This is a genomic window from Micromonospora citrea (genome assembly GCF_900090315.1).
GTDB classification, from domain to species: Bacteria; Actinomycetota; Actinomycetes; order Mycobacteriales; family Micromonosporaceae; genus Micromonospora; species Micromonospora citrea.
The window spans coordinates 3,218,349-3,242,059 of sequence record NZ_FMHZ01000002.1 but is presented as its reverse complement, the minus strand read 5'-3'; the positions used below and the strand labels follow the sequence as shown (position 1 = coordinate 3,242,059).

Sequence of the window (23,711 nt, the reverse complement as noted above, 5' to 3'; positions counted from 1 at the left end):
CCGTCCGGTGACCGGAGTGTCGGTCCCCGGGCATGCGGCGGCGCGGCCGGATGAGATTGTCCGGACCTGTCGTAAAGCGCCATCGCATTCGCCGCTATGGATCTCTACAAATGCAAATCCTGGGTCGTTCCGTCGTTTTGTCGTGGGGTTGCACCGCACCCAAGGGGCGAGCATAGGCTGACGTTCGCCGATGCAACAGGGGCAATTCGGCTCGATACGTTGAGTGATGACAGGTGGTGGGGCGGGTGGCAGCGGGCGACCTCAGCGGGCCGGCTGACGGGGCTGGGCGGGGCGCGTGGGAAAATCGGGGCAGCAATAGCGCATGCGGCGGGTGGGTCGCCGGGATGGCCGACGGCGGCTGTCCCGGACGTGACGTCTGGTCCGATCCGTCCCCCGTCGAGGCGGCTCGGCATTCCATTGGCGTGGGATTCCCGCTCATGCGCCCGCGTCATTTCCGCGCGCATTGCACCGCAATTCGCGGCAGGGGCCAGGACCGTTTCACCAGTTACCGAGTCGCGCGACGGTCGTCACCCTCCGTGTCGTGCGCCGCAGGGTCGGAGGCGTGGTCGTGGCGCTGACCGGACGACCGGTGGTGGCGGAGCCGACCGAGCCGCCGGTCGCCTCCCGTGCCGCGCGGGCGGCGGCCGTACTCGCCGTCGGCCCGGTGCTCCGCCTCGCCGCGCTCCGGCACGCCGTACCGCCGGGGGCGCCCGACCGGGCCGGGTGCGACGCCTGCGGCGCCCCGATCGGGCTGGCCCGGCCGTGGCCGGCGCTGGGCCCGGCGGCCCGGTGCGGGCGGTGCCACGCGCGCGTCGGCCCGCCGCCCGGCGCGGTGGAACTCGCCGCGGTGGCGGCGGCCGGCGTGCTGCTGCTGGCCGGGCCGCCCGCCGCCGTGCTGGCCGCCGCGGCCTGGTGGCTGGGCTGGGCGATCCCCCTGGCCTTCGTCGACGCGGCCGTGCACCGGCTGCCCGACCGGCTCACCTGGCCCGCCGCGGCGGGGACGTGGCTGCTGCTCGGCGTGGCCGCGCTGGCCGGTGCCGGGCCGGGGCCCTGGCTGCGGGCCACCGGGGCGGGCGTCGCGCTGGCGCTCTTCTTCGCCACCACCACGCTGCTGCTCGGCCGGCGCGGCTTCGGTCTCGGCGACGCCAAGCTGGCGCTCGGCGTCGGCGCGCTGCTGGGCTGGTACGGCTGGGCCGTCCCGGTCGCGGGACTGCTGCTCGCGCTGCTGCTCTCGGGCGTGGTGGGCGTCGCGCTCCTGGCGGCCCGCCGCGTCGGCTGGCGCAGTCACCTCCCCTTCGGCCCGTTCCTCGCCCTGGCCACCGTCACCACCCTCGCCCTCCTCCCCTGACCCACCCCGCCCGCCCCGCCCCCTCCGCCCCCGCCTCGCCCCCGCCCCGCCCCGCCCCGCGATCTTGCACTTGTGGCCCCTGGAGCGCGCTGGTTGCCCCATTTGTCCGGGCAGGAAGTGCAAGATCGCCGGGACGACGGGCGTGGGCGACGGGCGGCGGGGTGTGGGTCAGCGGCGGGCGGTGGGGGTGGGGTCGGGGACGGGGCGTTCGGTGCGGCGGGCGCGGCGCTGGAGCAGTCCGGTGGTGGGGCGGGCGAGCAGCGGGACGAGCAGCGCGGTGAGGGCGGTGCCGAGCAGGACGCCGGCGATCACGTCGTGCGGGTAGTGGACGCCGACGAAGGTGCGGGAGAACGCGGCCAGCGCCGCCAGCGGCAGCGCCACCCAGCCGACCCGGCGGGAGAGCAGCAGCGTCGCCATCGCCAGCCCGCCCGCGATCGTGGAGTGGTTGCTCGGGAAGGACCAGTCGCCGGTCGGCGGGCACTCGCCCGCGACGATGGCGAGTTCGGTGACGACGGCCCGACAGGGACGCTCCTGGTCCACCACCACCTTCAGCGCCTCGCTGCAGCCGTACGCGAGCACGACCGCCGCCGGCGACACCAGGGCGTACGCCCAGCCGCGCGGCCCGCCCCCGAGCCGCGACAGGGCCGCGACCAGCCACAGCGCGCCGAGCAGCAGGATCGCGCCCTCGGTGAAGTGCTCGGCGAACCACTGCACCGGTTGCGGGGTGTCGGCGGCGAAGTCGACGATGTCCTGGTACCACTCGACGCTGATCTCCGGAACGTCCGCATCAACCATGATTCACCTCACCAATCGTTCATACCGTGTTTACCTCGCGGACAACCCTGGAACACCTGGAAGCCGGACGCAGTGTGCGTTGGTCGGGTCGAGGCCCCGACTTTCGTCTCAGCGACCTCTCAGCCCGGTCTGCCACGATTGATCCGGTCCGCCGGATCCCCTGGAGGCGCTGTGCACGACACCCCCACCGCCGATCGACCGCCGGCCGCACGCGGAACGGGGGACGAGGAGGCCTGGCGGATCCGGCGTACGGAGGCGGACTTCGACCGGCTCGCCGAGACCGAGTCGATCTTCGCGCTGGGCAACGGCTGGGTGGGCTGGCGCGGCAACCTGGACGAGGGTGCCCCGTACGGCATGCCGGGCAGCTACCTGAACGGCTTCCACGGGCGGCGGGAGCTGACCTACCCCGAGGACGGGTACGCGTTCCCGCAGCTCAGCGACACGGTGATCAGCGCGCCGAACGCCGCCCTGATCCGGCTCTGGGTGGACGGCGAGCCGCTGGACGTGCGCACCGGCACCCTCCGCGTCCACGAGCGGGTGCTCGACCTGCGCGCCGGGGTGGTCGAGCGGCACACCGAGTGGGTCTCCCCGGCCGGGCACGGCGTACGCGTCCGCAGCACCCGACTGGTCTCGCTGCCCCGCCGCCCGGTGGCCGCCGTCCGGTGGACCGTCGAGCCGCTGGACGGCACGGTCGAGGTGCGGGTCTGCGCCGACCTGCTCGCCAACGAACGGGTGCCGCAGCGCTCCGACGACCCCCGCGCCGCGTCGGTGATCAGCGACCCGCTGACCGCCGAGTACCGCCACTCCGACGGGCACGACGGCGTCCTCGTGCACCGCACCGGACGCAGCGGGCAGCGGGTCGCCGTGGCCGTCGCGCACGACGTGCGGGCCCCGGAGGGCTTCGCCGCCGGCGTCGACTGCTCGCCGGACCGGCTGCGCCTCACCCTGACCGGCACGCTGCGCGCCGGCGAGGCGGTGCGGCTGACCAAGTTCGCCGCCTACGAGTGCGCGCCGGTGGACGCGACGCCCCCGCAGGAGCTGGCCCGGCTCGTCGTCGCCGAGGCCGGTGCGGCGCGCGCGGAGGGCTTCGAGGCGCTGCTGGCCGCCCAGCGCGCGGCGCTGGACGACGCCTGGCGGACGGCCGACGTGCAGCTCGACGGCGACGACGAGCTCCAGCAGGCCATCCGGTTCGCGGTGTTCCACCTCATCCAGGCCGGCCGGCCCGACGGCGACCGGACCATCCCGGCCAAGGGCCTGACCGGCAACGGCTACGACGGGCACGTGCTGTGGGACACCGAGGGCTACGTGCTGCCGGTGCTGACCTACCTCGCCCCGCGGGTGGCCCGGTCGGCGCTGCGCTGGCGGCACGCCCACCTGCCCGAGGCCCGCGAGCGGGCGGCGGAGCTGCGGCTGGCCGGAGCCACCTTCCCGTGGCGCACCATCGGCGGCCGGGAGTGCTCCGGCTACTGGCCGGCCGGCACCGCCGGGCTGCACGTCAACGCCGACATCGCCGACGCGGTGCTGCGCTACGTCGCGGCCACCGGCGACGAGGAGTTCCACGCCGAGACCGGGCTGGAGCTGCTGGTGGAGACGGCCCGGCTGTGGCACGGCTTCGGCCACTGGTCCGACGCGGGCACCTTCCACCTGCACGGAGTGACCGGCCCCGACGAGTACTCCGCACTGGTGGACGACAACGTCTTCACCAACCTGATGGCCCGGCGCAACCTGCGCGGCGCGGTCGACGCCGCGCAGCGGCACCCCGAGGCGGCGGCCCGGCTCGGCGTCGACCCCGCCGAGGTGGCCGGCTGGCGCGCCGCCGCCGACGCGCTCTTCGTGCCGTACGACCGCAAGCGCGGGGTGCACCAGCAGGCGGCCGGCTTCACCGAGCAGCCGGAGTGGGACTTCGCGGACATCTCCGACGACGACTACCCGCTGCTGCTGCACTTCCCCTACCTGGAGCTCTACCGCAGGCAGGTGGTCAAGCAGGCCGACCTGGTGCTCGCCATGCAGCGCTGCCCGGGGGAGTTCACGGCCGACGAGAAGGCGCGCAACTTCGCCTACTACGAGGCGCGGACCGTCCGGGACTCGTCGCTGTCGGCCTCCCCGCAGGCGGTGCTCGCCGCCGAGGTCGGGCACCTCGACCTGGCGTACGACCTGTTCGCCGAGTCGGTGCTCCAGGACCTCGCGGATCTGGGCGACAAGACCGGCGACGGGCTGCACCTGGCGTCGCTGGCCGGGGCGTGGCTGGCGCTGGTGCAGGGCTTCGGCGGGTTGCGCGACGACCGGGGCGTGCTCTCCTTCGACCCGCGGCTGCCGGCGGCGATCGACCGGCTGGCGTTCCACCTGCGCTGGCACGGTCACCGGCTCCGGGTCACCCTCACCCGCGACGAGGCCCGCTACGAGCTGCCCGACGGCGGCCCGGAGGCCGGCATCGAGCTGTGGCACCACGGCGAGCCGCTGAGGGTCACCGGCGCCGGGCCGGTGACCCGGCCGATGCCCGAGGTGCCCGACCCCGGCCCGGAGCCGCCCTCCCCACCGGGCCGCCGCCCCGCCCGCCGCTCGACCGGCGAGCGCTGAGCGGGCCGCTCATCCGCGAGCGCCGGTCGCCCCGTTCGCCGCTCGGCCGCCGAGGGCTGAGCGCGCGGCTCACCCGTGAGCGCTGAGCGCCGTGCCCGCCGCAGGTCGGCCGGGGCGCGTCGAGCGGCATCGGAATTCGGAGGCGGTCGCGGGTCCGCGCTGGCTAGGGTGGCGCGGTGCCCGACCTGCAACGGCTCGCCGCCCTCCACGCCGCCGCCGTGCTGCGTTTCGAACTGGACAACCGGGAGTGGTTCGCCCGGTCGGTGCCGGACCGGGGCGACGCGTACTTCGCCGACTTCGACGCGCGGCACGCGGGGCTGCTCGCCGAGCAGGAGGCCGGGGTGTGCCACTTCCACGTCCTGGTCGACGCCGACGGCACGGTGCTGGGCCGGTTCAACCTGGTCGACGTCGTCGACGGCGAGGCCGAGCTGGGCTACCGGGTGGCCGAGCGGGCCGCCGGGCGCGGGGTGGCGACCGACGGCGTACGCCGCGTCGTCGCGCTGGCCCGCCGCGCGTACGGGCTGCGTCGGCTGACCGCCATGACGACCGTGGACAACGCCGGCTCGCTCGCGGTGCTGCGGCGCACCGGCTTCACCCAGGTCGGCGAGCTGTCACTCGACGGGCGTCCCGGCCTGCGGTTCGTCCGCGAGCTGACGGCCGACGACTGACACGCCGGACATCCGCTGCCGCACGGCCTCCAGCGCCTCGAAGGCGTACGCCCAGTTGTGGCACTTGAAGCTGCGCAGCCCCTCGATGGGGGTGCGGCAGTCGGAGCAGCGGACCCCGGCGATCGCGTCCGGGACCTCGGTGTTGACGTACTTGCGGTCGCCGAGGATGACCGTCGCGATCATCATCCGGTCGTGCACGCCGGAGAGCGCCGACGAGACGATGTCGTACCAGTTGGCGCGCCGGCCGCACTTCGGGCAGTCCGGCTCGTCGCCGCTGACCCAGAGCGGGGCGCCGATGCTGCGCAGCGGCATGCCGAGCAGCTTCTCGATCCGCCGTACGTCCGACTCGGGCGTCGTCCACCGGTGGGCGCCGGGCAGCGACGCGGGCGAGTCGTAGACGGCACGGAACAGGACCGGGTCGACCTCCACGGTCTCGCGCTGACGGGTCATCGGCGTGCCTCCTCACGGTCGGTGCCCTCACCGTCGTCGCAGGTGGGGGCAGGCTCAACCGGATCAACGACACGGGGGCCTAGCCGGTGATCTTCGCCAGCGCGCGTAGCCCGGCGACCACGTCCGCGCCGGTGACGGGGTTGTCGGGGTCGGAGAGCGTCTGCATGATCACGCCGGACATCAGCGCGAGCTGGACCATGCCGAGGGTGCGGACGGACCGTTCCGGCACCTCGGCCTCGGGGACGCTCGCCAGGATCGCCGCCATGCCGCTGCGCCCCTGCCGCATGCCCTCGGTGAGCTGTGGCAGCAGCTCGGGCTGGCGCTGCGCCCGCAGGAACAGGTCGATCGAGACGAGCCACATCTTCGGGTGGGCGCGGGCCTGCGCGAGGAGTTCGTCCCACATCCGTTCGTAGGCCTCGGCGGGGTCGAGGTCGGGCGCGTCGGCCGGGACGAGCGCCCGCCCCGCCACGTCGCCCCATTCGTCGAGGATCGAGAAGAGGGCCTGGAACAGCAGGTTCTCCCGCGAGCCGAAGTGGTAGCCGATCGCGGCCATGCTCACGCCGGCGGTGGTGGCGATGTCGCGCACGGTGGTGCGGTCGAAGCCCTTTTCCAGCAGGCAGGTCTTCGCGCCGGCGAGGAGCGCTTCCCGGTTTCCCATGGCCGCAGGATAGCAACCGGCTGGAGCGTACGTCTCAGGCGATCGCCTTAGGCAACCGTCTTGCGCGATCGCCCAAGTCTGTCCTACGGTTCTCGGCACGACCACTCCGGTCGTGCCCGCCCCGACAGGAGAGCCACCATGGACACCCCTGCCCGAACCCGGAAACGCGTCCTCGCGTGCCTGGCCGCCGCCGCGCTGGCCGCCGTCGCGATCGGCGCCGCCGTGCCGGCCACCGCCACGATTGGGGCCGCGCCGGCTTCCGCCGTGCCCGGCGACCCCGCCGTCGTCACCACCGACAAGGGCGCCGTCCGCGGCGCCGTCCACGACGGACTGCGGTCCTTCCAGGGCATCCCGTACGCCGCGCCGCCCGGCCGCTGGGCCTCACCCGGGCCCGCCGCGCCCTGGACCGGCGTACGCGACGCCACCCGGCCCGGCCCCGGCTGCGCACAGCCGGTCGGCCTGCCCGTCGGGGTGCCCGGCGAGGCGGAGGACTGCCTCTACCTGAACGTCACCACGCCCGCCCGCAGGGGTGACGACCTGCCGGTGATCGTGTGGATCCATGGCGGCGACATGATGTACGGCACCGGCGACATGTACGGGCCGGACCGCCTCGCCGCCGACGCAGTCGTGGTGTCGGTGAACTACCGCCTCGGCGTGATGTCCTTCCTCACCCACCCCGCCCTCGACGCCGGCTCGGCGTACGGCTCGGGCAGTTTCGCCCTCGAAGACCAGCAGGCCGCGCTGCGCTGGGTGCGCGCCAACATCGACCGGTTCGGCGGCGACGCCGGCAACGTCACGATCATGGGCCAGTCCGGCGGCGGCTACGCGGTCTGCGACCACCTCGCCTCACCGGCGTCGGCGGGCCTGTTCGACCGGGCGGTCATCCAGAGCGCGCCCTGTGCCACCGGCGGCTCCCGCACCCGCGCCGAGGCCGAGGCCGACAGCGCCGCCGTGATCAAGGCGGTCGGCTGCGACGCCGCCGCCGACGTGGCCGCGTGCCTGCGGTCGTCCGAGACCACGGTGGCCGAGCTGCTGGCGGCGTACGGGCCGTGGGGCGAGCCGCGCCCGGTCTCCGGCACGCCCCTGCTGCCGCTGAGCCCGGCGGAGGCGTTCCGCACCGGCCGGTTCAACCGCGTCCCCGTCCTCGTCGGCGTCAACCACGACGAGGAGAACGGCAGGTACGGCGGCATGGAGGTCAGCCCGGGTGGAAAGCCCATCCCCGCCGAGGCGTACGAATCGACGGTCCGCGAGCGGTACGGCGCCCACGCCGACGCGATCCTGGCCCGCTACCCGCTGTCGGCGTACGGCAACTCGGCCGGGCTGGCGCTGGCGACCATCGACAGCGACCGGAACTGGGCGAAGCCGACCTACGACACCGCGAAGCTGCTGTCGAAGTGGACGAGGACGTACATGTTCGAGTTCGCCGAGGAGGAGACGCCGTGGTTCGTGGGCTACGACGAGCCGAGCTTCCCGTGGCGGGCCCACCACATGGCCGAGCTGGCCTACCAGTTCGACCTGGCGCTCTTTCCCGCGCTCACCGACACGCAGGACCGGCTCGCCGACCGGCTGATCGCCGCCTGGACCCGGTTCGCCGAGGACGGCGACCCCAACGGTGGGCGTGACGGCGGCTGGCGGCGGTTCACCGAACGCCGCCCGCACGTCCAGTCGCTCACCTCGGGCCGGTGGAAGCCGACCGACTTCACCCGCGACCACCGGTACGCCTTCTGGTCGAGCCTGAGCTGACCCCGTACGCCAGTCCGAGCGGCCCCGGCGCGCCACGCGCCGGGGCCGCCGCGCGTCTCCCGGCGGCCCCCGCCGTCAGCGGTCGGTCAGCATGAGCAGCACCGTCCGGTGCTCGACGTCGAGGAACGCCACCCGCCCGCGCGTGGCGGGCGGCGCCTCGTCGTACGACCGGCTGTGCCGCCAGCGGGCGCCGGCCGGGACGTACGGCTGGAGGCCGTGCCGCACGTCGGCGGGCGTCTTCCCGGGAGCGGCCTGGCCGGGACCGCCGGCCGGGACGGGCGCGAAGTCGTACCGCTCCGCCAGCCCTCGCGCGTCCTGCGGATGCAGCCGGACGACGACCTGGCACGCCCCAGGCCGTCGGACCCGGCGCCCGGGAACGCGCCAGCGCTCCCGTTCCCATGGCGAGGACAGTGGAGGGTCGCCGCTCGCCTCGGTTCAGGCCGACCTGGGGTGGCTCGGGAGCGCACCGGTGTCAGGCGTCGGCCGGGGCGGTGAGCGCCCGCCAGGCGGCGTCGGCGAGTTCGTGGACGTCGGCGTCCGTCAGGGTGCCGTTGACCAGCCACCGGTAGACGAGCGGGCCGGCGAGGAGGTCGCGCGCCGTGGCCGGCGAGGTGCCGGGGGGCAGGTCGCCGCGGGCGATGCCGCGGTCGACGACGTCGGTGACGGTGCGGAGGCGGGGGCGCAGGTACCGGTCCCGCAGCGGCGCGGCCAGGTCTTCGCGCCCGACGCTGTCGGCGAGCACGCCGAGGATCACCGGCGCCAGGCCGGCGAGCCGGTCGACGAGGCCGCGTGCCACGTGGTGCAGGTCGGTGCGGGTGTCGCCGGTGTCCGGGGCGAGGGCGACGGGCACCGCCTCGGCCAGGGCGTCGACGACCAGACCGGCCTTGTCGGGCCAGCGGCGGTAGACGGTCGGCCGGGTCACGCCCGCGCGGGTGGCGACCTTCTCGATGGAGAGGGTGCGGTAGCCGCCGTCGCGGAGCAGCTCCAGGGTGGCGCGCAGGATCGCCGCATCGGTCTCCGGCCGCCGGGGCCGGCCTCGCTCGTTGGCCACGTCACATCCTCTTTAATTTACGACTTGTATCGTAAATTATATGGCCCATGACTTCGCGGACGGACGTCGCCCTCCCGGCAGCGGCCACCTGGGGACTGCTGGCGGCCTGGGTGATCCACGACATCGAGGAAGCCGCCACGATGGGCGGCTGGCTCGACCGTGCCCGGCCACGGCTGCGGGCCCGCTTCCCGCAGGTGCCCGAGCAGGTGTGGGACCAGTTGAGGGTCAGCCCGGCGCAGGCCCGCATCGCCATCGGCGCGATGGGCGTCGTGATGACCGCCGCCGCGGCCCGGGGCGCCCGCACCGGTGGGCGCAGCGGCTTCTACCAGGCGGCCCTGGCCGGCTTCGGCCTGCACGCGGGCACGCACGTGGCCCAGGCCGTGGCCTTCCGGGGGTACACCCCCGGCGTGGTCACCGCGCCGCTGGTCGTCGCCCCGTTCTCGCTGTGGGCCTGGCGACGCCTGCGCGCGGCCGGCGTGCCCCGGTCGGGTGGTGGCGCGGCAGCCAGCGCGACCCTGCTGCTGCCGCTGGCCATTGGCACGTGCCACGCCGTGGCCCGCATCCTGGCCCCGGAGCCGCCACGCGCGACCCGGGGCGAGCCAGCCGGTCAGCCCTCGTAGAGCGGGTGGTCCGACGGGCTCGGCATCGTGTCGTCGACCCCGATCGCCCGCAGGTCGGCGGGGCTGAACGTCAGCACCGCGCGGTCGCCGAGCAGCACCGCGACGAGCGCGTCGAGCATCTCCAGGTGGGTCTCCCGGGACTCGGCGGTGAGGGCGTCGACGCGTTGGCTGGCCGCCATGACGCGCTCGCCCTCCGCCCCGGCCTCCTCGACCATCCGGACCAGGAGGCCGGCCTCCAGGAAGTTCGACCACGGGGTGCGGAGGGCGAGGAACGAGTCGGCCGTGGCGGAGAAGAGCCTGAACAGGACCCGATGGGTGAAACTGCCGCCGCCGTCCGCGTGCAGACGCAGGCCGAAGAGTTGCTGGAGTCCGTCCAGCATCGCCGTGTGGTGCGCCTTCAGCGCCGCGTTGTAGGCCGAGGACTCGGGACGGTAGCCGCCGAACCGCCCGCCCTGCGCGGCGAGATAGGCGTGGACGAGGTCACGCCGGTCATACATGCAGCCTCCCCGTGGTGAGCCACGGACGCTACCGCGTCCGCCGCGCCACGACCGCTCCTTCGAGCGCCCCAACTGTCGCTCTTGACCTCAACCGAACTTGAGATTTTACCGTCTTCGGCATGACAGGCACGATGCTCGACGAGGCGTACGAACGGGTGCGGCACACCGGCCCGGAACGGAACGGCTGGTTGTCCAACCACGCCCCGATGGCCGTGGAGGCGCTGGTGCACCGCGGTCACGGGGAGGCCGCCCACCGGTGGCTCGACTCCTACGCGGACAAGCTGGAGGACCGGCCGCGAGGCATCCGCACCATCGCCGCAGACGAGTGGCGTGACCCGCTCGGCGACCCGGTACGCACCGGCGACTGGCTCGACTACTTCGACCGCGAGCTGGCCGGCGAGCACTGGCGTGAGGTGCTCACCCGTTGGTGGCCGCGCCTGCTCCCCGGCATCGCCGCGGGCGCCACCCACGGCGTGATCCGCGTCGGGCACGCCGTACGCGCCCTGCTCGACGAGGAGACCGGGCCGCGCGTCGCGGAACTCGGTCAGGGGCTGGCCTACTGGGCCGCCCGGTGGCAGCCGCTCGCCTCGCCCGGCACCGGACCGTACCGGACGACCGACCCCCGCTCCGCGCTCGACGCGGTGCCCCTCGTGCCCGACCAGCGGTTCGGCATCCGCGCCCGCCTCGCCCAGCTGGCCGACCTGGCGCAGTGGCCGGCGGCGGCCGGCGCGGTGCCCGGCCGCGACGGTGACGACGTGCCGGTCCGCCTCGCCGGCATCGTCGACGCCGCCGTCGAGCGGCACGGCACGCACGGATACGCCAGCCCCGTCATGCTCGTGCACGCGGCCACCGCGCCGAACGCGGTCCTGCGCACGCTGCCGGCTCTGCCGGCGACGCTCTGGGCGCCCAGCCTCGCCGCCGCCTGGGCCGCGACGGCCGCGGTGACCGCCGCCTTCGCCCCCGCGGAGGGACGGCCCGCTCCGCGCGCCGGTTCCGCTCCCGACCCCGACGAGGTCATGCGCCGCGCCATGGACACCGGCGACGCCCACGCCATCAAGTTCGTCGACACCGCGATGGACACGTACGCCCGCAGCGGCAGCGCCGACATCCTGGCCGTCGCCGCCGAGTCGACGGATCAGATCGCCGCCGACTGACCGGCGCCGCTCCGTGGCGGTCGCGCGGGCGGGCAGGCCACCGCCACCACCGCCGCGTCCAGGCCCCGCCCCGCGCGCCGGCGGTTGGACTTCGTCGCCTGGGTCGCCACCGTGCCGACGCCCGGGTGGACGTGTGCGACGAGCTTCCCGACCGCCGGCCCGTCGTGAGCGCTCCCACTCCGAGCTGGCCGGTACGCGGACACCGCGTCGTGAGGTGCTTCACGCCCACGGCGTCGACCCTTGGTGTCCCGACAGGGTGTCGGTATCTTTCCCGACATGCTGTCGACTACCTGTCGGACGGGGTAGACCCATGTTCCTTGCGCTTCGCGAACTCGCCTTCGCGCGCGGCCGGTTCGCCCTCATGGGCGTCGTCGTGGCGCTCATCGCCGTCCTCACCGTGCTCCTGAGCGGCCTCTCCGTCGGGCTGGTCAACGACGGCGTCTCCGGCCTGCAACGACTTCCCGTCACCTCGCTCGCCTTCCAGCACGAGGTGGCCAGGGACTCGGCGTTCTCCCGCAGCGTGGTGGACGTCGGGGCCGTCGACACCTGGGCGAAGCAGCCCGGCGTGGCCGAGGCGGCGCCGCTCGGCAACACCCTCGCCAACGGCCGGAGCAACCGGGGGACCGAGATCGACCTGGCGCTCTTCGGCGTCGAGGTCGGCTCGTTCCTCGACCCGGAGGTCGCCGAGGGCAGGCGCCTCGCCGGCGAGGGAGAGGTCGTCGTCAGCGCCACGGCGGCAGAGGAGGGGATCGGGGTCGGCGACACCATCACTGTCGAACCGGCCGGCACCCCGCTGAAGGTGGTGGGCATCCTCGCCGAGCAGCACACCTTCGGCCACGTGGACGTCGGATACCTGCCCCTGCGGTCGTGGCAGGAGGTGAAGGCCGGCGTGCGCGCGGGCGACGTACCGCCCGGCCGCATCTACCAGGAGATCACCGCCGTCGCCGTCCGCGCGGAGAACGACGCCGACGTCGCCCTGGCGGCCGGCGACGAGGCGGCGGGCACCACGTCGATGACCCGCGAGGAGTCCTACGGCGCCTCGCCCGGCTACACCGCCGAGACCTCGACGCTCCAGCTGATCCAGGCCTTCCTCTACGCGATCTCGGCGCTCGTCGTGGGGGCCTTCTTCACGGTGCTCACGGTGCAACGCAGGCAGGAGATCGCCGTGCTGCGGGCGCTCGGCGCGAGCACCCGCTACCTGCTCCGGGACAGCCTGGTGCAGTCGGTGGTGCTCCTCGCCCTGTCGGTCGCCACCGGCGTCGCCCTCGGCGTGGCGGCCGGCGCCGCCATCTCGTCCACGCCCATGCCGTTCGCGCTCGAGGCCGGCCCGATCGTCGTCGCCGCCGCCCTGCTGCTCATCCTGGGCGTGGTGGGTGCCGCCGTGGCCGTCCTGCGTATCACCCGCGTCGACCCGCTCACCGCGCTGGGAGGCAACCGATGACCGCCGTGCTGTCCCTGTCCGACGTCACCCTGGTGCACGGCGACGGCGAGGAGACCGTCACCGCCCTCGACCGGGTCGGCCTCGACGTCGCGGCGGGGGAACTCGTCGCGATCGTCGGCCCCTCAGGCGCCGGGAAGTCCAGCCTGCTCGCGGTCTGCGGGGCGCTCACCAGCCCCACCTCCGGCGCGGTCCGGCTCGGCGACGTCGACCTCGCCGCGCTGACGCACCGCCGACTCACCGCGATCCGCCGCGAGCGGATCGGGTTCGTGTTCCAGAGCGGCAACCTCATCCCGGCCCTCACCAGCCTCGACCAGGTGCGCCTGCCGCTCACCTTCGGCAAGGTCGCCAACCCCCGCGACCCCCGGGAACTGCTCGCCGAGGTCGGCATGACGCACAAGGCGAACCGGCGCCCGCACCAGCTCTCCGGCGGCGAACGGCAGCGCGTCGGCATCGCGCGGGCCCTCGTCACCCGCCCCCAGTTGCTCCTGGTCGACGAGCCCACCGCCGCGCTGGACCGCCAGCGCAGCCAGGACGTCGTCGCGCTGCTGGCCCGCGAGGCCCACGAGCACGGCGTCGCCACCGTCATGGTCACGCACGACCACGAGGTGCTGCACCAGTGCGACCGGGTCCTCAAGATGGTCGACGGCCGCCTCTCCGCCGACGAGGAGAGCCGCGTCTGAGCCATAGACTCGGGGCCGACCACCTGCCACGAGGAGGAGTGCGTGCCGCGGATCCAGGCGCCGAGCGTCGCCGAGCACCACGCCCGGCAACGGCGTGCCCTGCTGGACGCCGCGCGCGCACTCCTGGCCGAGTCCGCGCAGGCGCCGTCCATGGCGGCGGTCGGGCGCCGCGCCGGGCTCGCCCGCACCAGCGTCTACCAGTACTTCACCTCCGCCGAGGAACTGCTCGCCGCCGTCGTCGCCGACGTCTTCCCCGACTGGGCGGGCCAGGTCGTCGCGCGGGTGGCGGCGGCCCCGACGCCCGCCACCCGGGTGTGGGCGTACGTGGAGGCCAACGTCGATCTCTTCACCAGCTCCGAGCAGGCGGTGGCCCGCGCCCTCACGCAGGTGGTGGAGCCGCGCATGCTGCGCGGCCCGATGGAGGAGTTCCACGCCCGGCTCCAGGTGCCCCTGCGGCAGGCGCTCGCGGACTTCGGTGAACCCGAGCCGGAGACGATCGCCGAGCTGGTGGACTCCCTCATCGTGCAGGCGTCCCGGGCGGCCGGCCCCGCCGACTGCACGGAGGCGGCCGGGGCCCGGAACGTCACGCTGGCCCGCCTGCGGCGACTGCTCGGCCCGTACCTCGGGCTGAACCCCATGGCCGAGGACTGACCGGGCCGATCCCTTCTTCCTCCCTCTGCCGCTAGCTGGCCGCTCGCGTGGCCCAGGTCACGTGCGCTCCCGGAGGCGGGCCGCCAGGTCGGCGTAGTCGTGGTGGGGAAAGAGGCGTGGGAAGACGTCGAGCATTTCGGCCAGTCCGTCCACGAGCGGGAAGAATCCCATGCCGCAGTCCTCCGGCGCGCAGTACAGGTACTGCCAGCCGATCACGCCCTTGGTGACCAGCAGCGCCTCCAGATAGCCCGGGTAGTCGAGGTCCATGCGAAGGGCACCGTCACGCAGGTCGTGGAACCAGATCTCCGGGTCGCTCGCCCCGGGGGTGGCTCGCACAGCCGCCATTTTCCCGTCCCGGTGCGGGGGGTGTCGTCGAAGACGTGCAGCTCGCTGTAGAGCGCGCGCCCCTCGTCGTCCTCCCCGTCGAAGACATCGCCCAAGCATCCTCGCGTCGCGGCGCTCAGCAGATGCCACAGCCTGAACTCGCCGACCAGCTCCGAGCGTTCGTCCAGCGGACGCCAGTAAGCCGCGATCTCCTTGTGCCGGAAGTAGTACTCCCGGATCTTCTCGCGCAACGGAAGACCACGTCCGCTCACCACTCCCGATTGGCGATCAGTCGTTCGACGTCCGCGTCCGGGAAGCCGTAGCTCGTCGCGACGAACCAGAAGTCGTCGCCTATCGCCTCACGCGCAACCGTCTCGATCTCGCTGCCGGCCGCGCTGATCGGCATGATGCCCCGTCCCCTCCCAAGGTCGGACCGCCCGATCATGCAACAGGTGGCCGACAACATGAGCGGCTGGAACCAGGAACCCGAACTCTGCCGCCATCTGCTCCGCTCGGGCAGGCAGACACCCGGCGGACCGGTGTGGAACCGCGGGTGCACCGATCCGGGCGAGCATCTGCTCAGTTCACGCCCGCCAGGATCTCCCCACCGGCGCGTCGACGACGGCGCCCGGCTCGACACCGTCGCGCGGTAGCACCAGGTCGGCAGCAGCCCTCCGGCGACATCGCCCACGACCGTGGGACCGGCATCCCGAGGACGCGGTGCAATCGCAGCGATGAGTTCCGGCGGCTTGGCCAGTCAACCAGGAGCATCGGAACCAACTGGAGGTGTAGGGCGTGCGAAAGATCGTCGTGACCGAGTTCCTGTCCCTCGACGGGGTTGCCGAGGCCCCGGACACTTTCATCACCGACTGGGACGACGTGGTGGACGCCAGCATTCCCCGTGCGATCGCGACACAGGACGCGGTCATCCTCGGCCGCCAGAGCTACACGGAGTGGGCGCAGTTCTGGCCGAGCAGCCAGATCGAGCCATTTGCGACGTTCATCAACGGGGTCGCGAAGCATGTCGCAACAGCCACGCCCCTCGACCGGGACTGGGCCAATACCACGGTGATCGACGGCGGGCTGGTCGAATTCGTTCGGGATCTCAAGCGGCAGCGCGGGGGCGACATCGGTGTCCACGGGAGCATCTCGGTCGCGCAGGCGCTGCTCGCCGCCGACGTTGTCGACGAACTCAGGCTCGTGATAGCGCCGTGTGTCGTCGGTCAGGGACGACGGCTCCTCGACGGACTGCCATCCCTTCGACTCGCACCAACCAGAAGCGAGACCTCGCCGACCGGCTACCTACTCGTCGACTATCGCGTTGTCCGTTAAGGGCTCGAAGTGGCACTGGCATGGCTCCCGTTGGCCTGCGCCACCCGGGGCGCCTACACGGGAGGCTGGTACCAGAGGTAGGGCCTTGGGCAAGGAGAGGTGGATCTTCCGAAGGTCCAGTCGGTCGAGGGCCGCGCGCGACGACCGCTCAGCGGGCAGGACGCGGAACGAATGCGTCGCCAGGGGCCATTCGGTGAGCAGCCGGTCGATCAGCCTCGGCCCTGCTTTCGGCCGCCGAACGCCGTGCCGGCTCACAAGGGCGCGAGGAAGATCGGACCGCGCGTCCTGGCGACCAGCACCGGCGCCTTCCGGCTGTACGAACAGCACGGCTACGCCGTCGAAGGCCGATACGTCGACGAGTCCTGTCGACGGCGCTCACCTGGACGACATCAGCACGGGCAAGCGTCTGACGCCGCCCGCGCAAGGGACTGTCTGAACGAAGACGTCGGTGCTGCTGCATCCGCTGCCGTAACGAACCAAGATCACGGCGCTACGGCCTCGATCGGGATATCGGTGCTCCCGCTTCCAGCCCGGTCCGCTAATGATCGCCGTAGTGGTAGCGGCAGGCGATGATCTCGATGTCGTCCTTGGTGATCCGATGCACCAGCCGGTGCTCGCGATCAATCCGGCGGGACCAGAAGCCGGACAGCTTTCCCCGAAGGGCTTCCGGCTTGCCGATGCCCTCGTACCCGTTGCGCATCACGTCCGCGACGAGGTCGTTGATGCGCTCGACCATTTTTCGGTCCGTGTGGCTGAGGTACTGGTTCCAGGCGGTCGCGGTGAAGACCAGCCTCACGCGACGTCCCGGGAGGTGGCCGGGTCGACCAGGTCCCGCTCGACCGCGTCGCCCTGCTCATGCTCCGCGATCGAGCGGCGCAGGGCTGCGGCGTTGGCCGGGTTGCGAAGGAGGTATTCGGACTCCTTCATCGCCTCGTACTCGGCGAGCGGAACGATCACCACCGGCTCGTGGCCCGACCGGGTCACCACCACTTCCTCCGCGTCGTTGATGACGCTGTCGAGTTCGGCCGCCAGGTTCTGCCGTAGCTGGGTGAAGCTCACGGTCCGCATGGCCACCTCCGGTGGTAGGTACAGAAATTTGTACCTCGGGTGGGGCCTGGGTCTCGTCCCTACTGCTGACCTGCGGAGGAGTGGGCCGCCAGGGACTCGAACCCTGAACCTATGGATTGCCGGCGAGCCGGTTGGGTCGGGTGTCGTTCGAGGTCGTCCGGCCTGCTGGCGTGCGTCTCGGTCCGGTTCGGCCGGCACGGTTGCTGTACTTCGCTGCTGTACTGCTGGCGTCACACGAGGCGCTGGATGCGGACCTTGGGCTGCTCGTTCCTGAGGTGGCCCTGCTTGTGTTGGCGGACCTGCTCGTCCCAGACGTCCTGGTCGTAGTCGGGATCGGGCGGGATCCACTTGTGGGAGCCGTCGCTGTAGTGGAATTTCTCGTCGCCGGGTCGCAGGATGCTCATCGGGTCCAGCCGAGGAATCGGTGATGTAGGTGGCCGGCGGGGACGTGGGCCAGGTCCGGGGCGGCGTCGACGAGCTGCGCGGCCAGGTAGAGGGCTAACGAGACCGGGGCGCGGTCGTACTCCGCTCGCAGCTCGCGCCGCCGGGTCTGACAGGGCCAGTCGGCACCGCAGCCGCCGCAGATCCAGGCCGGTGTGACCGGAAGGTGTTTCGTCATCGCGGCGCGTCCTGGCTCGGCCAGTGGCCGCGGTTGATCGGGATGGGATGACGGCTTCGGCAGGGCAGGTCGTTGCCGCAGCGGCAGATGTGCCGCCACTGCCGCCAGGACCAGACGGGCCGGTGCCGGCGGGCGAGGGCCAGCGCCGCCGCCAAGACGTACTCGCCGTAGGACACGCGCCGCTGGCTGTTGTCCCGCCTCTGATGGTAGCCGGTACCCCGCACGTCACCTTCGGTCGAACCAGTTGCATCGTTCGGTCTGGTCATCACGCCTCCGGCCGACGCTGGGGTCCCGTGGGCACCCGGTCAGCCGTGTCCGGAGACAGGGCACCCACGGCAGGACGACCCGGCCGCCAAGCTGGGTAGCCCCACGAGCAACTTAGGACGCAATGTGCGCAGGGTCAACAGCTACAACACATAGCGTTGTAAGTCGAGCCCGCGATGTGGTCTGCTTGCACCAGCCGCCAAGCTGGGAGCACCACCTATGTCTGAAGCTGCCTACCTACAGGTCGCCCGAGATATCCGCGAGCAGGTCAGCTCCGGCCAGTTGAAGCCGGGTGACAAGCTGCCCTCGTTCGCCGCCCTCTGCGAGCACTACAAGGTCAGCAACACAGTGATTCGCGCCGCCATGCTCGTGCTCAAGGCCGAGGGCCTGATCGACGGCCGGCAGGGCAAGGGCGTCTACGTCGCCAACCCGCTTCCCCGGTAAGCCAGGGCTACCCCCGGAGGCGCGACGCCTCGCTTACAAGTTCTGGGCGCTCCGTCCGGCGGGGTCCGTAAGCGTCTCTGGCCTCGGGCCACCGTCCTGCACGGCCTGGGAGGCTCGCTCCGTCCGCGCTGGTTGCTGTCACCATTGCTGTCGACAGCGGCGGCGCACTGGCGCGTTAGTCAGGTGGTTGTGTCGACACTGCTGCCATCGTCGAACCATGACAGAGCGGTGTAGATATCGGCGACTTCGGCTGCCGGCACCTTGGCCACCACGACGCCGACGCGTCGTGGGTTGTTGTTCGGTATCCGCCAGTCGATCACCATCTGATCCTGTTCGGCAGCAGTTGCATCGACCAGCACGTTGAACAGGAGCTGGCCGTCCGCTTCGCTGTACGCGTCAGCCGCCACCTCCATTACCGCGCCAGACCGCAGGGTCACGATCCACCGGCTGGGGATACCGGCTGCGAACTCCACGGCAACAGACCCTAGCTGTGACCGGCGCACAGGTCGACTCGTCCGTCGCCCACCAGGCCAGCTGCTGCCACAAAGCGGCTGGCCTGGTGCTGCCAGTTGTCGTTGGTCATCTCTGGTTAGCGTTTGACGGCCCGTTGACGGCCCAGCTCGGCGTGTGGGCTACCTGTAGACGCGTTGACCGCGCCAGGTCGTTGTTGACCTGTTCTAGAGTCCAGCCATGGATCGCCGACGGCCGCGCCGAAACCTCCTGCGCTTGTTCTCGGCGTTCGGTTTGGTCTTTGCGATCGTGCTTGCGGCGCTAGCCTCGTGGTCGATCGCAGACGAGCGTGGGGGATCAGAGGCAGTCGCTGAGGTGCTGGACGTCGAGCATCGCGGAGCCCGGACCTTCCTGGCAGTTCAGTTCAATACGAATCATGGCGAGGTGTGCGAATCCCTTCTGCGCGTTTCGATTGACGCGAACCGGGCTGTGACTACCGGTGACCGCATCCGCGTTCGCCACGCAAAGAGCGACCCTTGCCTCAGAGTGCGTGAGGCTGACGATCGATCTGGATGGTTGGTCTTGCTCGTCGCGGTGGCGCTTCTGGTCATGTTCACCATCCTGGCCTGCCTTGCGTGGCGTCGGCCCCGACCTCCGCTCCCACTCCGATACGCGGGCATGCCCTGACGAGATGTACGAGGTCAGCTTGAGTCGGCCCACCCCAGACGTTGAAGCGGAACTTAGATGGGGCCTTCCGTGACCTGCATCGGCCTGGTCGACACGCTGGTCACGCCCCGTCCTGGGCTCACGTCATTGGTGGCTGGTTGCCGACGTTTCACATTGTCTTGTGCCCCATCTGTGCCCCAGCCGTTCCTACACTCGGCTCGTGCCGGAACCGAGCTTCGAGATGGTGATCTCCCAGGTTTTCAACGTCACGGGCCGCCCAGTGATCGTGTCCGGGTCTTGTAGTCCGACCGGGCTGCGCCAAGGCGACATGGTGGAGGTGCTGTGTGACGGCAACGTCGTGGCCACAACCCGCGCCTTCGTTGAGCTGCACTCGCGTCCCGGCAGCACGTCCCTCGTACTGCCTGACGTGGCAGGGTCTGACGTAGAGCCAGGTCATGTCCTCCGAGCGGCGGGGGAGCACTGACGTTGGCAGCGACAGCCACGCCAAACCTCTTCGGTGTGAACGCGGCTAGAGAGCACCGACGGCTGTCGACTGCTGCCAGGAAACCCCAGTTCATGCATGTTGTTCGGGCTCCAGCCGCGTCCGGTGGTATCGGTTGCCGTCTCGTTCGCTGCCTCTCTGCTGCCCCCTGCGCTTCTCATTACCCGCACGCGCGTACGGCTGCCAGGTCGCTACGCTATCCCGGTGACGGATGGTGCCGGTGTCGCATTGGGTATCGACGCCGCTCGGCGGTTAGCACAACTAGACCTGGTGGACATCCAGCCAGGGCTCACCGACGCCGAGTTCGTCAGCATCGAGCGACGGTTCGGCTTCGAGTTCGCCGACGACCACCGCGCCTTCCTCACGGCCGGGCTGCCAGTCTGGACACCTGGCCCCGATGACCATCCCGACAAGGCAAGTTGGGGCTGGCCGAACTGGCGCCAACTTGACTCCGCCACCCTGCAAGAGCAGGTTGATTGGCCGCTCACAACCGCGCTCGACGACATCGAGCAGGGCGAGTGGCCACCCGGGTGGGGCAATCGCCCTCACGACCTCGTCCGGCGCATTGCCAAGGCAAAGCGCCTTCTCGCCGACGTTCCCCAGATGGTTCCCGTGTACGCCCACCGCTACCTGCCGGCCGGCCGCGGCTCCTTCGGGCATCCCGTGCTGTCCATCCACCGGCTGACCGACACCATCGTGTATGGCCACGACCTCGCCCACTACATCGATCAGGAGTTCCGAGAGCCCACGGTGACTGTGACCCTCTGGCGTGACTACGTGTGAGAGGTGAAGGCCGGCGCCCGACTGCTTGACCCCCAGGCAACCAACACAGGGCGCTGACCTGCCGTTCCATGGGCATTGGCCTGCTAGAACGGTCCATCACTGTCCATGCTCGTCCGCTGGTGTCCGTCCCGGTCGTCACCCAGTTAGTCACCCGGCCTACGGCACACATCGGGCCCCCGTGCGTTTCACGCTGTCCTGTGCCCCTGCGTGCCCCACACCGGAACGCGGCTGGCGAGGGCGGCTCCGAGTAGTGCACCACCGATGAGCATCAGGGCATAGCCGAACGCACCGTTTTGAACCGTCCCGTGGTCGATATATGGGCCGCCGCTGGGACGAGCCGTGAAAAACGAGAGCGAGATAAGTACCGCCCCGAGCATGCCACTAAGCACAACAATCGCCCGGCTCGTGGCGAAACGCTTAGCAGCGATCGCTGAGGCGGCTCCAATCACTACCCACAAAAATGGAAGAAGTGGAAGCCAGCCGCCGAGCCACTTCAGCTCACCAGTCCTGAACACGTCGCTGGGAATTCCGATTGGCGGCGCTTGAACGGCGGGGCCGAGTTTGGGAACCGGGAGCCAGGTAGCAACCACGAACAACACCCACACCGCGACGATGGTGACCGCCAGGCCGGTGGCCAAAGCCCGGCCATCCCGCGTATGCAAGGCCCCAGCAGCCAGGCCACCCAACACGAGCCCGACGGCCAGGGCGATAGTCACTGAAGTCTCCGGCCCACCAATCGCCAGGCTGACGTCACGGGCCTCTGCGGCCCTCCCGCGAAGGAACGGAACAGAGGTCAGGCCTGCCGCAGCAACCAACGCAATGACGCCAAGTCGCCTCATCACGCCGGAGAGCATGCTGGACGCCACCAGCCCGCCGAGTGCTGACGTCAGGGCAGCTAGGCCAGTGACGGTGGCCAACAGGTTCAGCCATTCCCCGTCCCCCCCCCCGGCACTGAAGCTCTGGTTAAACGGCAGAAGGCCGCCCCACACCACAGCCATCAACTGCGCCAACAGGGCCACCGCTACCACTAGCGGACCCCAGACCCATACCAGCCGACGCACCTTCGCGATTCGTGACATGCGACGGATGCTAGGGGCTCCGCAAAGGACCTTCCGTCCACAGCAGGAATCGCGGCCGAACAGAGATCAACCGACTACCTCCATCCCGTCTGCCATCGACCCGCCCTCCTGGGGAGCGGGCCACCGCCCGGCCCGCCACGTCAAGCGGACCTTGACACCCGTACGGACGCTGGCGGGTCGGGCGGTGGTCTGCTCGGCTTGCCCGGGTCGATGGCGGGCGGGATGGCTCCCACCGCGACCACCCACGGACCGTGACTCGCCGACGAAGCCCTGGCCATCCTGGAGCCGGAGCGCCCCCGCCGGAGGCGCAGTAGCCGCAACCTCGCGACCGCCGCCAGTTCGCCGACGCGGCCGGCGTGCGCTCCCCTACGCCGCGCGGCTCGTGGCCGCGCGGCCCGGCCGGCTGCCGGCCCACCCTCACCCGATCAACGCTGCTGTCGTCATGCGGCGGCCCCTCCGGGCTTTCCGCTCTCCGCGCCAGCCGCCGGGCGTGTTGCGTGCCCGGAGTCGGAGCGCCAGCGTAGCGACGGGACGCGCGCCCAGGCGGCGGCGCGTGCGGCCCGTTCAGGGCCGCCTTGATAGACGTACAGAAAGTCCTCACACAGGCCGGCAGCCGCCTGTCGGGCTCCACTTGATGCGTGACGCAGCGGCTCCACTTGACGGGTGACACCGTGAGGCAGCAACGGCTCAGCCTGGGGCACACTCGCCGCATGGATGAGATTGTGTTGTCGGTGCCCGGCTACGACAGCGCGCATGGCGTCGTGGCGCCCGTGGAGGGTGGCACAGTGTCCGTCGAGATCGTTGACGGCTCAGTTGAGATCTTCGGCGATTGCGCCGGCCTGCGGGATCTCGCACGGTGGTGCCTCGCCCTCTCGGATGGAAGGGCACCGTCTGGGGTCCACATCCACCTCGACCCAGGGACCTTCCCGCTGAGCCTCGAATCGGCTCCTCTGATGCTGGCCCGCGACCCGCGCGAGGAATAGGTCGAGGTCGAGTCACCCATCATGTGAAGCCAACCTGTAACGCATCTACTGAAGTACGACAAGGCCGGCAGCCGCCCGTCCCGCGTCGCCTATCGCCTGCGCTACCAGCGCTTGGAATGGCCCGCCGCTACTCGGCCTCGGGCAGGTAGCCAACATCTGGTGATCCAGCCGCCGACCGGACGTGGTAGCCCCAGCGCCGCAACGCCTGCATGATCTTCGCAAGGCCGGCAGGATTCGCCGAGTGGACGTACACCACGCCGATATCGAACGGGCGCTCCTCGAAGGCGGCCCGCTCCAGCACCTCGACAACCGGCCAGATCGTGTCGTCCCCGCCAAGGTCGTGATCCAGCCACAGCTCGTCCAAGCGCTGTTCGCGGTGTCGCTCTAGTGCCTCGATACCTGCGGCGCTAGTGCGAGCCACCTGCGTCACCCGGCCGTCAAGAAACGAGCGCAGGTCGTCAACCAGCACGATTCGAGGCAGCTTCTCGGTAACCACGGCACCATCCTTCGCCCAGCACGTCAGCGCCGCCACCGCTATTGCGGCCCGCATCCGGCATCGAATTACGGCGGGTTGACGTGTCGGTGCCCGGTGCTACTCTGGCGCTCGTCGAACACGCCAGCGCGGCCTTCACGCCGGATCGCTGGACTCGACTTCGGAGATGCTGAGCGGCCATCCTGTCGCTGATGCGGGCCACGTCCCGCCGACTCTCGATCGCATCGGCCGCCGTGCCGGTCCCCAGAATCCGCTGAGCGGCCCAGCACGGCCTTCCTGCCGTCCACGATGGCCCGGATCCGCTTATCTCCACGGGTGGGGGCAGCCTGCGGCAGCTCGCCAGATGCCGACATCCCAGGCACCCCACCCGT

General features: G+C 71.5%; 30 protein-coding genes. 14 read left to right on the top strand and 16 right to left on the bottom strand.

The annotated features are described in order from the left end of the window. The first annotated feature begins 589 nt into the window (after nt 1–589). Nucleotides 590–1,348 (top strand): prepilin peptidase, encoded by a 759-nt coding sequence (locus tag GA0070606_RS14845; protein ID WP_091107745.1) that lies wholly within the window; start codon nt 590–592, stop codon nt 1,346–1,348. Nucleotides 1,349–1,516: 168 nt separating this feature from the next. On the opposite strand, the gene GA0070606_RS14840 is transcribed toward GA0070606_RS14845, so the two are convergent. After that, nucleotides 1,517–2,143 carry a phosphatase PAP2 family protein gene (locus GA0070606_RS14840; protein WP_091099704.1) on the bottom strand — a complete coding sequence of 209 codons (627 nt, stop codon included), beginning with the start codon at nt 2,141–2,143 and terminating at the stop codon, nt 1,517–1,519. 171 nt (nt 2,144–2,314) lie between these two features. Here GA0070606_RS14840 and GA0070606_RS14835 point away from each other — a divergent pair, with 171 nt between their 5' ends. Both GA0070606_RS14835 and GA0070606_RS14830 read left to right on the top strand, forming a co-directional pair. Next, nucleotides 2,315–4,720 carry a glycoside hydrolase family 65 protein gene (locus tag GA0070606_RS14835; protein ID WP_091099700.1) on the top strand — a complete coding sequence of 802 codons (2,406 nt, stop codon included), beginning with the start codon at nt 2,315–2,317 and terminating at the stop codon, nt 4,718–4,720. Between the two features lie 176 nt (nt 4,721–4,896). Then, nucleotides 4,897–5,388: a GNAT family N-acetyltransferase gene (locus GA0070606_RS14830; protein WP_091099697.1), complete on the top strand. Its 492-nt coding sequence runs from the start codon at nt 4,897–4,899 to the stop codon at nt 5,386–5,388. Here the strand turns inward: GA0070606_RS14830 and GA0070606_RS14825 are convergent. Beyond that, nucleotides 5,332–5,838, bottom strand: coding sequence for a hypothetical protein (locus GA0070606_RS14825; RefSeq protein ID WP_091099694.1), 507 nt, complete (start codon nt 5,836–5,838; stop codon nt 5,332–5,334). The two genes, GA0070606_RS14830 and GA0070606_RS14825, sit on opposite strands and share 57 nt — an antisense overlap. 79 nt (nt 5,839–5,917) lie before the next feature. Further along, nucleotides 5,918–6,496 (bottom strand): TetR/AcrR family transcriptional regulator, encoded by a 579-nt coding sequence (locus GA0070606_RS14820; RefSeq protein ID WP_091099691.1) that lies wholly within the window; start codon nt 6,494–6,496, stop codon nt 5,918–5,920. A gap of 138 nt (nt 6,497–6,634) precedes the next feature. Here GA0070606_RS14820 and GA0070606_RS14815 point away from each other — a divergent pair, with 138 nt between their 5' ends. Then, the gene (locus tag GA0070606_RS14815; RefSeq protein ID WP_091099688.1) at nt 6,635–8,239 is read left to right on the top strand and encodes a carboxylesterase/lipase family protein; all 1,605 of its coding nucleotides are present in this window, start codon (nt 6,635–6,637) and stop codon (nt 8,237–8,239) included. 75 nt (nt 8,240–8,314) lie between these two features. Here GA0070606_RS14815 and GA0070606_RS32525 read toward each other — a convergent pair whose 3' ends face one another. Together GA0070606_RS32525 and GA0070606_RS14810 are read right to left on the bottom strand one after the other, a co-directional pair. After that, nucleotides 8,315–8,464, bottom strand: coding sequence for a hypothetical protein (locus tag GA0070606_RS32525; protein ID WP_176737325.1), 150 nt, complete (start codon nt 8,462–8,464; stop codon nt 8,315–8,317). A gap of 247 nt (nt 8,465–8,711) precedes the next feature. Beyond that, nucleotides 8,712–9,290 carry a TetR/AcrR family transcriptional regulator gene (locus GA0070606_RS14810; RefSeq protein ID WP_091099685.1) on the bottom strand — a complete coding sequence of 193 codons (579 nt, stop codon included), beginning with the start codon at nt 9,288–9,290 and terminating at the stop codon, nt 8,712–8,714. A gap of 47 nt (nt 9,291–9,337) precedes the next feature. Between GA0070606_RS14810 and GA0070606_RS14805 the strand changes: the two genes are divergently transcribed. Continuing rightward, the gene (locus tag GA0070606_RS14805; protein WP_091099682.1) at nt 9,338–9,910 is read left to right on the top strand and encodes an HXXEE domain-containing protein; all 573 of its coding nucleotides are present in this window, start codon (nt 9,338–9,340) and stop codon (nt 9,908–9,910) included. Here GA0070606_RS14805 and GA0070606_RS14800 read toward each other — a convergent pair. Continuing rightward, entirely contained in the window at nt 9,898–10,407 is a 510-nt protein-coding gene (locus GA0070606_RS14800) for a hypothetical protein (RefSeq protein ID WP_091099678.1), read from the bottom strand. The genes GA0070606_RS14805 and GA0070606_RS14800 overlap by 13 nt on opposite strands. Nucleotides 10,408–10,526: 119 nt before the next feature. Here GA0070606_RS14800 and GA0070606_RS14795 point away from each other — a divergent pair, with 119 nt between their 5' ends. The 4 genes from GA0070606_RS14795 (at nt 10,527) to GA0070606_RS14780 (ending at nt 14,333) form a co-directional block, all read left to right on the top strand. Further along, on the top strand, nt 10,527–11,561 hold the full coding sequence (locus GA0070606_RS14795; protein ID WP_176737324.1) for a questin oxidase family protein: 1,035 nt from the start codon (nt 10,527–10,529) through the stop codon (nt 11,559–11,561). Between the two features lie 310 nt (nt 11,562–11,871). Then, the gene (locus GA0070606_RS14790; RefSeq protein ID WP_091099671.1) at nt 11,872–13,002 is read left to right on the top strand and encodes an ABC transporter permease; all 1,131 of its coding nucleotides are present in this window, start codon (nt 11,872–11,874) and stop codon (nt 13,000–13,002) included. Then, nucleotides 12,999–13,682, top strand: a complete 684-nt coding sequence (locus tag GA0070606_RS14785) for an ABC transporter ATP-binding protein (RefSeq protein WP_091099669.1) — start codon at nt 12,999–13,001, stop codon at nt 13,680–13,682. Before GA0070606_RS14790 ends, GA0070606_RS14785 begins: the two co-directional genes overlap by 4 nt. Nucleotides 13,683–13,724: 42 nt before the next feature. Next, on the top strand, nt 13,725–14,333 hold the full coding sequence (locus GA0070606_RS14780) for a TetR/AcrR family transcriptional regulator (protein WP_091099664.1): 609 nt from the start codon (nt 13,725–13,727) through the stop codon (nt 14,331–14,333). Nucleotides 14,334–14,390: 57 nt separating this feature from the next. On the opposite strand, the gene GA0070606_RS14775 is transcribed toward GA0070606_RS14780, so the two are convergent. Next, entirely contained in the window at nt 14,391–14,669 is a 279-nt protein-coding gene (locus tag GA0070606_RS14775; RefSeq protein ID WP_091099661.1) for a hypothetical protein, read from the bottom strand. A 256-nt stretch (nt 14,670–14,925) separates the two neighbouring features. Then, a complete protein-coding gene (locus GA0070606_RS32520; protein WP_176737169.1) occupies nt 14,926–15,063 on the bottom strand; it encodes a DUF5713 family protein in 138 nt (45 codons plus the stop codon). 46 nt (nt 15,064–15,109) lie between these two features. Between GA0070606_RS32520 and GA0070606_RS31970 the strand changes: the two genes are divergently transcribed. Further along, nucleotides 15,110–15,310, top strand: a complete 201-nt coding sequence (locus GA0070606_RS31970; RefSeq protein ID WP_141721691.1) for a hypothetical protein — start codon at nt 15,110–15,112, stop codon at nt 15,308–15,310. A gap of 142 nt (nt 15,311–15,452) precedes the next feature. Next, nucleotides 15,453–15,989, top strand: a complete 537-nt coding sequence (locus GA0070606_RS14765; RefSeq protein WP_091099658.1) for a dihydrofolate reductase family protein — start codon at nt 15,453–15,455, stop codon at nt 15,987–15,989. Between the two features lie 538 nt (nt 15,990–16,527). On the opposite strand, the gene GA0070606_RS14760 is transcribed toward GA0070606_RS14765, so the two are convergent. From GA0070606_RS14760 to GA0070606_RS14750, 4 genes are all read right to left on the bottom strand, one after another. Then, the gene (locus GA0070606_RS14760) at nt 16,528–16,785 is read right to left on the bottom strand and encodes a Txe/YoeB family addiction module toxin (protein WP_091099653.1); all 258 of its coding nucleotides are present in this window, start codon (nt 16,783–16,785) and stop codon (nt 16,528–16,530) included. Next, entirely contained in the window at nt 16,782–17,057 is a 276-nt protein-coding gene (locus tag GA0070606_RS14755) for a type II toxin-antitoxin system Phd/YefM family antitoxin (protein ID WP_091099651.1), read from the bottom strand. The genes GA0070606_RS14760 and GA0070606_RS14755 overlap by 4 nt, the downstream gene beginning before the upstream one ends. Nucleotides 17,058–17,287: 230 nt before the next feature. Continuing rightward, nucleotides 17,288–17,461 (bottom strand): hypothetical protein, encoded by a 174-nt coding sequence (locus GA0070606_RS32515; RefSeq protein WP_176737323.1) that lies wholly within the window; start codon nt 17,459–17,461, stop codon nt 17,288–17,290. Next, nucleotides 17,458–17,676 carry a flavin reductase gene (locus GA0070606_RS14750; protein WP_091099642.1) on the bottom strand — a complete coding sequence of 73 codons (219 nt, stop codon included), beginning with the start codon at nt 17,674–17,676 and terminating at the stop codon, nt 17,458–17,460. The genes GA0070606_RS32515 and GA0070606_RS14750 overlap by 4 nt, the downstream gene beginning before the upstream one ends. Nucleotides 17,677–18,159: 483 nt before the next feature. Between GA0070606_RS14750 and GA0070606_RS14740 the strand changes: the two genes are divergently transcribed. Further along, on the top strand, nt 18,160–18,384 hold the full coding sequence (locus tag GA0070606_RS14740) for a winged helix-turn-helix domain-containing protein (protein ID WP_091099635.1): 225 nt from the start codon (nt 18,160–18,162) through the stop codon (nt 18,382–18,384). A gap of 179 nt (nt 18,385–18,563) precedes the next feature. On the opposite strand, the gene GA0070606_RS14735 is transcribed toward GA0070606_RS14740, so the two are convergent. After that, nucleotides 18,564–18,857, bottom strand: coding sequence for a hypothetical protein (locus GA0070606_RS14735; RefSeq protein ID WP_091099633.1), 294 nt, complete (start codon nt 18,855–18,857; stop codon nt 18,564–18,566). A 334-nt stretch (nt 18,858–19,191) separates the two neighbouring features. Next, the gene (locus GA0070606_RS32910; RefSeq protein WP_218106018.1) at nt 19,192–19,356 is read right to left on the bottom strand and encodes a hypothetical protein; all 165 of its coding nucleotides are present in this window, start codon (nt 19,354–19,356) and stop codon (nt 19,192–19,194) included. Nucleotides 19,357–20,206: 850 nt separating this feature from the next. Between GA0070606_RS32910 and GA0070606_RS14730 the strand changes: the two genes are divergently transcribed. Beyond that, a complete protein-coding gene (locus tag GA0070606_RS14730) occupies nt 20,207–20,785 on the top strand; it encodes a hypothetical protein (protein ID WP_245724691.1) in 579 nt (192 codons plus the stop codon). A 185-nt stretch (nt 20,786–20,970) separates the two neighbouring features. Here GA0070606_RS14730 and GA0070606_RS14725 read toward each other — a convergent pair whose 3' ends face one another. Continuing rightward, on the bottom strand, nt 20,971–21,864 hold the full coding sequence (locus GA0070606_RS14725; protein WP_141721689.1) for a hypothetical protein: 894 nt from the start codon (nt 21,862–21,864) through the stop codon (nt 20,971–20,973). A 710-nt stretch (nt 21,865–22,574) separates the two neighbouring features. Here GA0070606_RS14725 and GA0070606_RS14720 point away from each other — a divergent pair. Continuing rightward, entirely contained in the window at nt 22,575–22,847 is a 273-nt protein-coding gene (locus GA0070606_RS14720) for an Imm32 family immunity protein (RefSeq protein WP_141721687.1), read from the top strand. Nucleotides 22,848–22,974: 127 nt separating this feature from the next. Here GA0070606_RS14720 and GA0070606_RS14715 read toward each other — a convergent pair whose 3' ends face one another. Continuing rightward, entirely contained in the window at nt 22,975–23,343 is a 369-nt protein-coding gene (locus GA0070606_RS14715) for a cyclic-phosphate processing receiver domain-containing protein (RefSeq protein WP_245724690.1), read from the bottom strand. Between the last annotated feature and the right edge of the window lie 368 nt (nt 23,344–23,711).